Origin of the sequence: Brenneria populi (assembly GCF_036016195.1) — a bacterium.
Lineage (GTDB): Bacteria > Pseudomonadota > Gammaproteobacteria > Enterobacterales > Enterobacteriaceae > Brenneria > Brenneria populi.
In genome coordinates this window covers 37,857-51,425 of record NZ_JAYWTM010000033.1, presented here as the reverse complement: position 1 = coordinate 51,425, position 13,569 = coordinate 37,857, and the positions used below count along the sequence as shown (strand labels likewise).

General features: G+C 59.2%; 9 protein-coding genes. 4 read left to right on the top strand and 5 right to left on the bottom strand.

Features of this window, described 5'->3' with window-relative positions; all coding sequences use genetic code 11:
* Together VSX58_RS20530 and VSX58_RS20525 are read left to right on the top strand one after the other, a co-directional pair.
* The coding region (locus VSX58_RS20530) for a TonB-dependent siderophore receptor (RefSeq protein WP_327619730.1) at positions 1–1,887 on the top strand (1,887 nt) is incomplete at its 5' end.
* A gap of 131 nt (positions 1,888–2,018) precedes the next feature.
* A complete protein-coding gene (locus VSX58_RS20525; protein WP_327619729.1) occupies positions 2,019–2,885 on the top strand; it encodes an alpha/beta hydrolase in 867 nt (288 codons plus the stop codon).
* A gap of 86 nt (positions 2,886–2,971) precedes the next feature.
* Here the strand turns inward: VSX58_RS20525 and VSX58_RS20520 are convergent, their stop codons facing one another.
* Complete coding sequence (locus VSX58_RS20520; protein WP_327619728.1) at positions 2,972–4,591, bottom strand: methyl-accepting chemotaxis protein; 1,620 nt, start codon at positions 4,589–4,591, stop codon at positions 2,972–2,974.
* A gap of 542 nt (positions 4,592–5,133) precedes the next feature.
* Between VSX58_RS20520 and acnB the strand changes: the two genes are divergently transcribed.
* The gene (gene acnB / locus VSX58_RS20515) at positions 5,134–7,731 is read left to right on the top strand and encodes a bifunctional aconitate hydratase 2/2-methylisocitrate dehydratase (protein WP_327619727.1); all 2,598 of its coding nucleotides are present in this window, start codon (positions 5,134–5,136) and stop codon (positions 7,729–7,731) included.
* A gap of 336 nt (positions 7,732–8,067) precedes the next feature.
* Positions 8,068–9,135, top strand: coding sequence for an alkene reductase (locus VSX58_RS20510; RefSeq protein WP_327619726.1), 1,068 nt, complete (start codon positions 8,068–8,070; stop codon positions 9,133–9,135).
* 30 nt (positions 9,136–9,165) lie between these two features.
* Here VSX58_RS20510 and VSX58_RS20505 read toward each other — a convergent pair whose 3' ends face one another.
* The 4 genes from VSX58_RS20505 to fepB form a co-directional block, all read right to left on the bottom strand.
* Entirely contained in the window at positions 9,166–9,993 is an 828-nt protein-coding gene (locus VSX58_RS20505; protein WP_327619725.1) for an ABC transporter ATP-binding protein, read from the bottom strand.
* Positions 9,994–10,017: 24 nt separating this feature from the next.
* Positions 10,018–11,052: an iron-enterobactin ABC transporter permease gene (fepG, locus tag VSX58_RS20500; RefSeq protein WP_327619724.1), complete on the bottom strand. Its 1,035-nt coding sequence runs from the start codon at positions 11,050–11,052 to the stop codon at positions 10,018–10,020.
* Positions 11,053–11,063: 11 nt separating this feature from the next.
* Positions 11,064–12,068 (bottom strand): Fe(3+)-siderophore ABC transporter permease, encoded by a 1,005-nt coding sequence (fepD, locus tag VSX58_RS20495; RefSeq protein ID WP_327619723.1) that lies wholly within the window; start codon positions 12,066–12,068, stop codon positions 11,064–11,066.
* 419 nt (positions 12,069–12,487) lie between these two features.
* Positions 12,488–13,507: a Fe2+-enterobactin ABC transporter substrate-binding protein gene (gene fepB, locus VSX58_RS20490; protein ID WP_327619722.1), complete on the bottom strand. Its 1,020-nt coding sequence runs from the start codon at positions 13,505–13,507 to the stop codon at positions 12,488–12,490.
* Between the last annotated feature and the right edge of the window lie 62 nt (positions 13,508–13,569).

Here is a 13,569-nt window from a genome sequence, read left to right as displayed (position 1 = left end):
GGCAAGCCGGTTTCCAGCCGCAATGCCGTACGCTATGGCTGGCGCGGCGAGCGCGATACCCGCGGCGATACCAGCTGGGTTCCCGCCGATATGGTGGAGCGCATCGAAGTGTTGCGCGGTCCGGCGGCGGCGCGCTACGGCAACGGCGCGGCGGGCGGGGTGGTGAATATTATTACCAAACAGCCCACTCAGGAGCTGCACGGCACCTGGAACACCTATATGAATATGCCGGAGCATAAGTCTGAAGGGGCGACGAAACGTACCGATTTCAGCCTGATGGGGGGATTGACCGATACGCTCAGCTTCCGTCTGTACGGCAATATCAATAAAACCCAGGCGGACGCGATAGATATTAACGATGGGCATCAGTTGAATCCTAGCGTAACAACGATCCCAGCCGGGCGGGAAGGGGTGCGCAATAAGGATATCAATGGCCTGCTGCGCTGGGAGTTTATGCCGCAGCAGACGCTGGAGTTTGAGGCCGGCAGCAGCCGTCAGGGCAATATCTACGCCGGCGATACCGAAAACAACAACAGCAACTCGGCTTCGCTGGAGAAGTACGGCCAGGAAACCAACCGCATGTACCGGCAGAATTTTTCCGTTACCCATCGTGGGTATTGGGACAATGGCGTCAGCGCGCTCTCTTACCTGCAGTATGAGAACACCCACAATACCCGTATTTTTGAACAGCTATCAGGCGGCCCGGCCGGTCGGCCGACGGGAAATGACTACTCGACCATTAAGCTGAACACTTACACCGCCCACAGCGAGACGAATATTCCCCTGGATGTGCTGTTCAACCAGACCGCCACCGTGGGCGTCGAGTGGGTTGAACAGAAGATGACGGACCCCGCCTCCAATACGCAAACCACCACCGAAGGCGGCAGCATCGGCTCCATCAGCGACACGAACCGCAGCGACAAGATATCGGCGCGTATCGCTTCCATTTTTATGGAGGACAATATCGAGGTAACCGATAGCACGATGCTGACGCCCGCGCTGCGTTTCGATCATCACAGCATGGTGGGGAATAACTGGAGCCCGTCGCTGAACCTGTCTCAGCAGCTGGGAGAAGATTTTACCCTGAAGATGGGGATCGCTCGGGCCTATAAGGCGCCCAATCTGTATCAGTTGAATCCCAACTATCTGTTGTATAGCCGCGGCAACGGTTGCTATGGCGGCGGTTCCTGTTATCTGATGGGCAATGAAGATCTGAAAGCGGAGACCAGTATCAATAAGGAAGTCGGTATTGAGTTCAAACGTAACGGCTATCAGGCCGGCGTGACTTACTTCCGTAACGATTATCGCAATAAGATCGAATCCGGCACCCATTCGCAAGGCAGTGCGCAAGGCGGAACCGGAAGCTATGCCAACTCCACGATTTATCAATGGGAAAACGTCCCCAAAGCGTTGGTTGAGGGACTGGAAGGTACGCTGAATATTCCCGTTACGGATAGCATTAGCTGGAACAATAATATTACCTGGATGCTGCAGTCGAAAAATAAAACCACTGGCGATCGGTTATCCATCACGCCGGAATTCACGCTGAACTCCTCCGTCAGCTGGCAGGCGACCGAAGACCTCTCTTTCCTGGCCGATATGACCTGGTATGGTCGCCAGAAACCGAAAAAATATAACTATCAGGGAACTGAAACCACCGGCTACGACCGACATGAGGTGAGTCCTTATGCCGTCTTCGGGCTGAGCGGCACTTACGATATCAATAAATACGTAAGCGTAACGACCGGGGTGGATAACCTGTTCGATAAACGCCAGTTCCGCGCCGGCAATGCGCAGAGCCTGAACAATAATGGCGCCGGCGCCGGCGCGGCGACCTACAATGAACCGGGCAGAACCTTTTTTGTCAGTCTGAATACCCGTTTTTAAGCGGTTGCCGACAGGCATTGCACTATCACATCGTTACCTTTTCCGGTGCGGGCATGCTCCCCACCGGATTTTTACTTTGTGCCCGGTGAATATTACGTCAGCATAAATAAGAATACGGTCTGGGAGGATGCGTGTATCAGTTACGCAATACCACGGACGAGCTGTTTAGCTCAGCCGTGTGCGGGCGCTATCGGTTGATGACGTTTTGCCCCGATAGCCCCGCTCCGCCGCAGGGGTGGCCGGTTATCTATCTTTTGGACGGCGCGCGTTATTTTCCCATAGCGGTGTCATTGATGGCGTCGTTGTCCTATCCGCGTTGCGGCATGACGCCGGGCGTTATCGTGGCGATTGATTACGATGGGCCCACCCGACGGGAGCGGGATTACCGCCCGGCGGTAGAGCGTATCGTGCCGGAAGCGAATCCACAGGGCGGGTATTATCCGGCGGGTATGGCGGGCAATGCCGCGGGGTTTCGTCAGTTTATTCAAACGGAGCTCACGCCATTTATCGCCGCGCGCTATTCCATTAATTGTCGGCGGAGCGCGTTATTCGGCCACTCTTATGGCGGATTGTTCACTGTCGATACGCTGCTTGTTTCCCCGAACGCCTTTCAACATTTTTATGCCGCCAGCCCGTCCGTCTGGTGGAATGGGGAGTATCTTATCCAGAAAATCGCGCCTTTTCTCACCGATGTCCTGCCGCAAATGACGCGGCCCGTCGGTTTGGCTCTATCGGTCGGCGAATATGAGCAGTCTCTGGATCGCTGGGAGATGAGCCTGCCCGCTGAGCAGCGTTTGGCTTTATGCCGGCACCGGCATCAGCGGCGAATGGTGGACGGGGTTAGAGAGCTGGCGTGGTCGTTGCAAAACCGCTCGCCGAATCTATGCGTAACGCTGGATATCTATGCGGAGCAGTCGCATCAATCGGCCCCCCTGTTTGCTTTGCAGCACGCGCTGCGCGCTCATTTCCAGTATGTTCCCGCCGGAGCTGAACCGTAACCGGCCCGTCCGGGCCGGTTCAGTCCATCGATGCGCTTCTCGCCGTTCAACGCGCGTTGTCATCAAACGCCGGCGATGCTCAACCGTCAAGACGCCATCATCGACAGCCGCGGCGCCGCCGGCGCGTTTGACGGCGCTTCGTCGTGCGCCTGCTCCTGCTCCAGTTGGAAAATAGCGACGGCCTGCATCAGCTGGCGCGCCTGTTCTTCCAGCGACGCGGCGGCGGCGGCCGACTGCTCCACCAGCGCGGCGTTCTGTTGCGTTACGCCATCCATTTCCGTCACCGCCTGACTCACCTGGCCGATTCCCTGATTTTGCTCGTCCGAGGCGGCGGCGATCTCCGCCATCAGGTCGTTGACCTGCCGGATGGAGGCAATCACGTCGTCCATCACGTTGCCGGTGCGCGTCACCTGGCTGGCGCCCGCGTTCACGCGTTCGACGGACTCGGCGATCAGCCCCTCTATCTCTTTCGCCGCCTGGGCGCTTTTTTGCGCCAGGTTACGCACTTCTCCGGCCACTACGGCGAATCCCCGCCCCTGTTCGCCGGCGCGGGCGGCCTCGACGGCGGCGTTGAGCGCCAGAATATTGGTCTGGAAGGCGATGCTGTTGATCATGCCGGTGATCTCGTTGATTTTGCGCGAGCTGGTGGCGATGTCGCCCATGATCTCTCCGAGCTCGCGTCCCATTTCCCAGCCCTGTTTAGCAACCGAGGAGGCCTTTTCCGCCAGCCCGGTGGCCTGATGAACGTTATCGGTATTATGTTTTACCGTGGCGCCCAACTGCTCCATGCTGGCGGCGGTTTCCTGCAGGGCGGCGGCCTGCTGTTCGGTGCGCGAAGAGAGGTCGTTGTTGCCTGCGCTGATCTCCGCCGTGCCCTGATAGATGGCGTCCGCGCCGTTGCGAATCGCGGTTACCGTTATTTTCAGGCTCTCCTGCATTTCCCGCAGATAGGGGATGAGCTGTCCGGCGTCGTTGCGGCCGAACTCTTCCAGCGAATGGTCCAGTTTGCCTGCCGCCAGCGTGCGGAAATGATCTCTGATGCGCCCCAGGGGCTTGACGATAAAGCCCGTTAGGTAGCGGTCGGTCAGCAGTAGAATGACGACGCCGGCGATCATCGCCGCCACCAGAATTTTTTTACACCAATCGACCAGCGTATAGACGTGCTGCACGGTGGAGTTATCCGAGGCGATATGCTGATAGTCGCCCGCCGCGCTAATGAAGGTTTCGTTCAGCGCCTGAAAATCGTCGCGGAACAGGCGCCGGTATTCGGCGAACCTTTTTTCCAGCAGGGCGGTCATCATCGGCTGCAGACCCTGCTCGATCAACTTGCTCCATGACGTTACGACGTTATCGACGATGCGCCGATCGATATTGGTATGCGCCTGATGTTTAAATTTTTCGAGATTTTCCTGACTGCTTTTCAGCGCCTCGTCGGCCGATGATACGGTCGCATCGATATCATCCAGCTTGCCGCTTTGCATTAGCGTCATCGCCCGGTTAATGCGGATTACCGAGCGCAGCGCCTGATCGGTGCCGTTCGTCAGGGTATTCAACGCGTCTACCTGCGTATTGCCGAGCGTCAGGTAGTGGGTGGCCTGATTAAGGGATGACAGCGTAAACCACGATACGCCGCCCCATAGCAGAAGAAAAAGACTGAGGATGACCAGTAAAACCTTTCTGATAGTAACATTCCGTAAAAAGGACATATGCACTCCCAATGGCGTTGATATCAACCTGCCCCTTAGGAAACTATCGGCAAACGGGCGGATAGTTTGCATAGCGATTTATTATGCCGCCATACCCTAACGCCGATCGTTTAAGCATCGAGATACACGGGGCGGCCACAGGGATGAGGCGTCCCTACGGGAACCTCCCCCGGTGTTTCCCCTAAAAACCGACTTAAGTGAACGGCATTACTTAAGTGACCCGCATTTCCGCCTGCCGCCGCTGCGTAGGCGCGCTTCGGCCGCCTATCGGTAGCGCCATAATTTATGGTCGATTTTACCGCCGGCGTGTTAATCTTCGGACGTCGGCCGTTAGCGGATTAGCGCGATATACGGCGGTTAAAATTAACTTAATGTTGCCGTTATGTTAATTAATTAACAATCAATTCAAATTATGATAGGCTGACGAGGCTGAGCCGGTCACTCTTTTACCTTACAATCCCGTGCCGGAATGCCGGCTGGACATTAGAATCAGGACAGGAGCACCGGGCGTAAATGAAGACAATAAGAGCGAGGAGAAAGTCGTGCTAGAAGAATATCGTAAGCACGTAGCCGAGCGGGCTGCACAGGGGATTGTCCCCAAGCCGTTGGATGCCGCGCAGATGGCGGCGTTGGTGGAGTCATTAAAACATCCCGCGGCTGGCGAAGAGGACGTGTTGCTGGATCTGCTGATCAATCGCGTTCCCCCCGGCGTTGACGAAGCGGCATATGTTAAGGCCGGCTTTCTGGCGGCGATCGCCAAGAGCGAAGCCGTTTCCCCGCTGATCGATCCGAAGAAAGCCGTCGAACTGCTGGGCACCATGCAAGGCGGTTATAATATCCATCCGCTGATCGACGCGCTGGATAGCGAAACCCTGGCGCCGATCGCGGCAAAAGGGCTGTCCCATACGCTGCTGATGTTCGACAACTTCTACGATGTGGAAGAGAAGGCGAAGGCCGGTAACGCCTACGCCAAACAGGTCGTTCAATCCTGGGCCGACGCCGAGTGGTTCCTTTCCCGTCCGGCGCTGGCGGAAAAAATTACCGTTACCGTATTCAAGGTGACCGGCGAAACCAACACCGACGACCTGTCTCCCGCGCCCGATGCCTGGTCGCGTCCGGATATCCCGCTGCACGCGCTGGCGATGCTGAAAAACGCCCGCGAAGGCATTGAGCCCGATCGGCCGGGCGTGGTCGGCCCAATCAAACAGATTGAAGAGTTGAATAAGAAGGGCTTTCCGCTGGCCTATGTCGGCGATGTGGTCGGCACCGGCTCGTCCCGTAAATCCGCCACCAACTCCGTATTGTGGTTCATGGGCGACGATATTCCCCATGTGCCGAATAAGCGCGGCGGCGGGGTGGTGCTGGGCGGGAAAATCGCGCCTATATTTTTCAATACCATGGAAGATGCCGGCGCCTTGCCGATCGAGGTGGACGTCGGCGATCTGAACATGGGCGACGTTATCGATATTTACCCGTATGAAGGGGAAATCCGTCGTCACGACAGCAACGCGGTGCTGGCGACCTTTACGCTCAAAACCGATGTGCTGCTGGATGAAGTGCGCGCCGGCGGCCGCATTCCGCTGATTATCGGCCGCGGGTTGACCGCAAAAGCGCGCGAAGCGCTCGGGCTGCCGCCGAGCGCCGTGTTCCGTCTTGCCAAGGCGGTGGCCGATAGCGGCAGGGGCTTCTCGCTGGCGCAGAAGATCGTCGGCCGCGCCTGCGGCGTCGCCGGCATTCGCCCGAATGAATACTGCGAACCGAAAATGACGTCCGTCGGTTCTCAGGATACCACCGGGCCGATGACGCGCGATGAATTGAAAGATCTGGCCTGCCTGGGCTTCTCCGCCGATCTGGTGATGCAGTCATTCTGCCATACCGCCGCCTATCCCAAGCCGGTCGACGTGACCACGCACCATACGCTGCCGGACTTCATTATGAACCGCGGCGGGGTATCGCTGCGTCCGGGGGATGGGGTGATTCACTCCTGGCTCAACCGCATGCTGCTGCCGGATACCGTCGGCACCGGCGGCGACTCCCACACGCGCTTCCCGATCGGCATCTCCTTCCCGGCGGGCTCCGGGCTGGTGGCGTTTGCCGCCGCGACCGGCGTGATGCCGCTGGATATGCCGGAATCGGTGCTGGTGCGCTTCAAAGGCAAAATGCAGCCGGGCATTACCCTGCGCGATCTGGTGCATGCGATCCCGCTGTATGCGATCAAACAAGGGCTGCTGACCGTCGAGAAGAAAGGCAAAAAGAACATTTTTTCCGGGCGTATTCTGGAGATCGAAGGCCTGCCGGATCTGAAGGTCGAACAGGCGTTCGAACTGACCGACGCATCGGCGGAACGTTCCGCCGCGGGTTGCACGATCAAACTGGGTAAAGAGCCGATTATCGAGTATCTGAACTCCAATATTGTGCTGCTGAAGTGGATGATCTCGGAAGGTTACGGCGATCGTCGTACGCTGGAGCGCCGTATTCAGGGGATGGAGAAATGGTTGGCCGATCCGCAATTGCTGGAAGCGGACGAGGATGCGGAATACGCCGCGGTGATCGATATCGATCTGGCGGAAATCAAAGAGCCGATTCTCTGTGCGCCGAACGATCCGGACGACGCGCGCCTGCTCTCCGACGTGGCCGGCGCGAAGATCGACGAAGTCTTTATCGGTTCCTGTATGACCAACATCGGCCACTTCCGCGCGGCCGGCAAATTGCTGGATAGCCACAAGGGACAGTTGCCGACTCGCCTGTGGGTAGCGCCGCCGACTAAAATGGACGCCGCGCAGCTGACCGAAGAGGGGTATTACAGCGTGTTCGGTAAAAGCGGAGCGCGTATCGAAATTCCCGGCTGCTCGCTGTGCATGGGGAACCAGGCGCGCGTGGCGGACGGCGCGACGGTGGTTTCTACCTCTACGCGTAACTTCCCGAACCGTTTGGGGACCGGCGCCAACGTTTATCTGGCTTCCGCGGAACTGGCGGCGGTGGCTTCGCTGCTGGGCCGGCTACCGACGCCGGATGAGTATCAGACCTACATGGATCAGGTGGATAAAACCGCGCTGGATACCTATCGCTATCTGAACTTCGACCGCTTGCATCAATATACCGAAAAAGCGGATGGCGTGATTTTCCAGACCGGCGTCTAAATCCCGCCGCCGGCGATCGTCAATCAGGCTTCTGACATTCTCAGAAGCCTTTTTTTATGCGGAAAACGCCGGCGGAAATCTGATGAACGCCATAGTCGGCAACCTTCCCCGCCATCCCCGCGGCGATAGGCGCGGATCTCTGACGCCGCCGGCGTAAGTTGGCGTATAGGTCGGTATTATATTTTTTTGTTACTGAGTTAGTTATTAATTGTATAGCCGTAGCGCACGCAATGTTGCGTGTTTCCTTGCCGGCTGGGCCATTATAGCCTGTGGTCGCTAAGTTTTACCTGCATATAACCCTGTATTTATTGTGGTTTAAGACTTAAGGAAAATGCTATGCCAGATTTGTTTGATCCCATCAAGATAGGCGCTATTCCGTTATCCAATCGTATTGTTATGGCGCCGCTCACCCGTATGCATGCTTTTGAACAACGCATTCCCAGCGAACTGTCGCTGGAATATTACGCGCAGCGCGCCGGAGCCGGCCTGATTTTGACCGAAGCCACCGCCGTCACGCCGCAGGCGGTGGGGTACCCCAACACGCCCGGCATCTGGTCGGAAGAGCAGATCGCCGGTTGGAAAAAGATCAATGACGCGGTGCACCAGGCCGGCGGGAAAGTGGTTGTTCAGCTATGGCATGTCGGGCGCGTTTCCGACCCTATCTATCTGGACGGCGAACTGCCGGTGGCGCCCAGCGCCATTGCGCCGGAAGGGCACGTCGCCACGATTCGTCCCTATAAGCCTTATGTGGTGCCCCGGGCTCTGGAGACGGGAGAGATCGCCGGTCTGGTGGCGGATTTTCGCCGCGCGGCGGAAAATGCCGAACGCGCCGGCTTTGACGGTGTGGAAATCCATGCCGCCAACGGCTATCTGTTCGACCAGTTCCTACATGACGGCTCCAATAAACGCACCGACCAGTACGGCGGCTCCATCGCCAACCGCGCCCGTTTCCTGCTGGAGACGGTGGACGCGATACTGGAGGTTTGGCCGGCGGATCGGGTGGGCGTCCATCTGAACACCATGTCCGACACCCACACCATGCAGGATTCCGACCCGCAGGCTCTGTTCGGCTACGTGGCCGAGCAGTTGAACGAGCGGCGGCTGGCGTTTATTTTCGTGCGCGAAGCGCTGACGACGCCGCTGCGCATTCTGCCGCTGATCCGCCAGCGTTTTTTCGGCGCGGTGATCGCCAACGACGGCCTGACGCGGGAGTCCGCCGAGCGACTGATCGCCGACGGTGAAGCGGACGCGGCCTCTTTCGGCCGGCTGTATATCGCCAATCCGGATCTGGCGGAGCGTTTTCGCCGCAATGCGCCGTTGAATGCGCTGAATAGCGCGACCATCTATAGCGCCGACGCTACGGGATATACCGACTATCCGACGCTGGAACAGGCCGACGGCTAAACGTTCCTCGCCCTTTCCCCGCCGGCCGCCTTAGGCGGTCGGCTTCAGGGCGTCGGCGTCGTCCGGCGCCGGATGGTAGCGTCCGCAGGGCACGATCAGCGGCGTATGGGACACCGGATCGTTAATAATGACGCAGGACATGCCGAACACCCGTTTGATGAGATCGGCGCTGATAATCTCGGCCGGATTCCCCTGGGCCATAATCTTTCCGGCCTGCATGACGATCAGGTTATCGGCATAGCGGCAGGCCTGATTCAGGTCGTGCAGCACCGCCACCAGCGTACGGCCGTGCCGCTGCTGGAGATCGCGAAACAGGTCAAGCAGGTCGATCTGGTGCGTCATATCCAGCCAGGTGGTGGGTTCGTCCAGCAGCAGCAGCGGCGTTTGCTGCGCCAGCACCATGGCTATCCAGACCCGTTGCCGCTGTCCGCCGGATAGCTCGTCCACGCTGCGTTCGGCCAGCGTATGAACGTTGGTGGCGAGCATGGCCTGCTCCACCACTTCCTGATCCGCCGTACTCCACTGTCGCAGCAGGCTTTGATGGGGATAGCGTCCGCGCGCCACCAGGTCCGCCACCGTGATGTTGTCCGGCACGATGGCCTGTTGCGGCAGCAGGCCGATTTGTCGGGCCAGCGCCTTGGTGGGGATCTGGTGAATGTTTTTACCGTCCAACAGCACCTCGCCCGCCAGCGGTTTTAACAGCCGGCACAGCGCGCGCAGCAGGGTGGATTTTCCACAGGCGTTAGGGCCGATAATCACGCTGAATTGATTATCCGGGATGGTGACGTTCAATGCTTGCGCGATGATTTTTTTATCGTACGCGAGCGTGAGGTCGGCAGCGTGCAAGAGATGCGTCATCAATGTTGTTACCCTTCTCGATGGTTAACGACGTGCTTCACGGATCAGCAGCCAAATCAGATAAATTCCGCCGATGCTGACCGTCACCGCGCCGACCGGAAGCTGGATGCCGGTAAAGGCGTTCTGGGCCGCGATATCCGCCGTCAACAGCAGGATGGCGCCGACCATGGCGGAGGAGAACAGCGGCGTTCCGCTGGACTGGGTCATGCGTCGGGCAATTTGCGGCGCGGCAAGCGCGATAAAGGATATCGGTCCGGCGGTGGCGGTGGCCGCCGCGGTCAGACTGATGCCGAACAGCATTAGCCACAGACGGCTGGCTTCGGCATTTACGCCGAGCGACTGGGCGCTGTCGTCGCCCATCTCCAGCAGCCGCAGCCGTTTTCCCATTAATAGCGCGGCAGCGATCGTCAGGGGAATAATAAAGATGGCGGGCTGGGCCTTCATCCAGGTCATGCCGTTCAACGAGCCGGTTCCCCATAGCGCCGCCGTCATCGCGCTTTCCAGCGATCCGGTAATGATAAGCCAGGTATTGAACGCGGCCAGGATCGCGCTGATGGCGATGCCGACGATAATTAAGCGAAAGCCGACGATGCCGCCGCGCCACGCCAGCAGATAGACCAGCGCCGCGGTGGCGATCCCGCCCAGCATCGCGCCGCTGGCGATCTGGTAGTAGCCGCCGTTGAGCAGAATGATAACCAGCAGCGCGCCGGTATAGGCGCCGGTATTAAACCCGATGATGTCCGGGCTGCCCAGCGGGTTGCGGATAATCGACTGGAAAATCGCGCCGCTGACGCCCAGCCCGGCGCCAAGCAACAGCGCGACGATCGCCCGGGGGGCGCGCCACTGGGTGATGACGGTGACGACGCCGGACTCCCCGTGGCCGGCAAAGGCGCGCCAGACGTCGAGCGGCGAGAGCTGCAGGGTGCCGATGCTAACCGCCAGCGTGATCAGCATCAGGCTTAACAGCAGCAGTATGCCGTTGACGATTAGCGCGCGCAGCGGCAGACGGCCATAGATATCGCCCGACGGGCCGCGCAGGAGCAGTGTTCTGGTGTTCATATTGCGTTTCCTTACACCTTGCGCCGACGAACCAGCCAGATCAGCACCGGCGCGCCGATGAACGCGGTGACGATCGACACCCGTAATTCGCCGGGCACCAGTAAACGGCCGGCGATATCGGCGCACAGCAGCAGCACCGGCGCGAACAACAGGGAATAAATCACTACCCAGCGCTGATCCGGCCCCGCCCACCAGCGGGCGATATGCGGGATCATCAGCCCGACAAAGCCGATCGGCCCGACCAGCGCGGTGGAAGAGCCGCACATCAGCATAATCGCCACCACCGCTATTACGCGAATCCGCGTCACGCGGGTGCCCAGGGCGGTGGCGATATCTTCGCCCATCCCGAGCGCGTTCAACGAGCGGGATGCCGCCAGCGCCAGCCCGCAGCCGAGCAGAATGGTCGGCGTGACCAGGGCGATATGTCGCAGGGAGCGGATATCCAGCGTGCCGGCCTCCCAAATTCTCATCTGGTCGAACGCATCGGGGTTCAGCAGCGAGATTGACGAGGTGATGCCCGTCAGCACCGCGCTTAACGCGACGCCGGCCAGCGTCAGGCGAATGGGGTTGACGCGGCCGCCGCTGAGCGTGCCGATGACCCAGACCATCAGGCTGGTCGCCAGTACGCCCAGCCAGGCGAAACCAAGCCAGGCGGCTATACCGTTAATGCCGAAACAGGTAATTCCGACCACGATGGCGAAGCTGGCCCCGGCGTTCACGCCGAGAATGCCGGGGTCGGCGAGCGGATTGCGCGTCAGCGCCTGTATTACCGCTCCCGCGCCGCCTAGCGCCATACCGACGATAATGCCCGCCAGCGTGCGCGGCAGCCGGGCGTTAAGAATAATGGTGCTGTCCGCATTGTTGAGTTGTCCGCTTAGGCTCATCCAGACCACCTCCGGCGCAATGGGTTTGGCGCCGAGCATCAGGCTGGCGACCGCGCTGACGGCGATAAGCGCCAGGCACAATATCATACCGGGCAGGCGTCGCATGCTGTTGGGACGGGAGGGACTCGACATGTTATTGACGGCTTCAGGACAGGGATGGTGACATGACATCCTCAAGTAGCGCTCCCTTCATTCACTAAAGAACGGATATAATAATGAGTTTGCTGACAAACCCGTCTGTCGGATTGAGATACCCGGGGCGACCACGGGGGGCGAGGCGTCGTAAACGGGAACCTCCCCCCGTGTTTCCCCTACAAAAACGTGTGCGTTTTTGAACGCCGCTTGCGGCGGCCCGAAGGGCGAGCCCCGACAGCGGGGCGAGTAATATCTAACTGTGTCACGGTCTGATAATTATTATCATTACAGCCATGCTAGCACGCGCCGTTTAGCAAATACATTGACGTAAACCCGGTGTTTGGTCGCGCCTGGCGCCGACGGGCCTATTTCCCCGACGCCCGTTCGATTGGGCAGGCATCGGAAGCGGATTGCGGCTAGGGTTTGTGGAAGTAGCGCTCGATGCTATCCAGCATGTTATTGGCGCTGTAATAATCCAGCCGGAACGTATCCAATCCCATGGGCCACACCTGATTTTTTATCACCGGCTCCAGGTGGCTCAGGAACGGATTGCCTATCACTCTATAGACCGTTCTATCATCCGCGGAGAACAGCAGCAGCGATTTTCCGCCAAGGCCATCGGCCATATTCTCGCCGGAAATCTGTACGATATCCCGACGCTTGCCCTGGGTGGTTTCCGTTTTGATATCCGCGGGGAGGGGGGCGAGTTGAAATCCCAGTTCGTGTAGCAACTGCCCCTGCGCCGATGCGGCGGTCCAGAGGTTGACGCCGCGCCCGTCCTCATAATACACCAACGCGGAAACCGGCTGCGGAGGCAGTTGTATGGACTGTTTGACGGCGAGAACCCGCTGTTCGAACTGGCTGATGATATGGCGCGCATCGGCTTCGCGGCCGGTCGCCTCGCCGAGCTGCTGCGCCAACTGCTGCCAGCTTTTATCGCCGTAGTCGATCACCAGCGTCGGGGCGATCGCCGACAGCTGTTCGTACAGCTTGAGCGCCGAGTCTCCCCCCGTGGCGGCGATGACAATCAGATCGGGCGCGGCGGCGGCGATGGCCTCGGCGTTCGGTTCGGTGATGTAAAGCGGTTTGACGCCGCGCTCTGCGGCCTGTTGGCTCCACTGTGAAAAGAATCCTTGGCTATCCGCCACCGCGCTGCGGGGGCTGGTGGCGCCGGAGCCGATCAGCGGCGCGTTGATGGCGAGCAGGGTTCCGCTGATGGTCACGCTGGTGGAGACGATCCGCCGCGGCGGCTGTTGCAGCGTCAGCGGTCCTTTGAGGGTTTGCAGGGTTCGGGGCCAGCCGTCGAGATGCTGACCGGAGGAAGCCTGCGGCGGGGTCTTATCCTGAACGTCGCAGCCGCTGATAAACACGCCGGCGCATAAACTGAATACAAGCGCGAATAGGCGGTAAATATGCCGTTGACCTTTACCTTGCATAGCCGTCTGGTTGCTCCTTTACGGATCGGGAATGACTGACGAGGTAGAAGAGGTTAACGGTA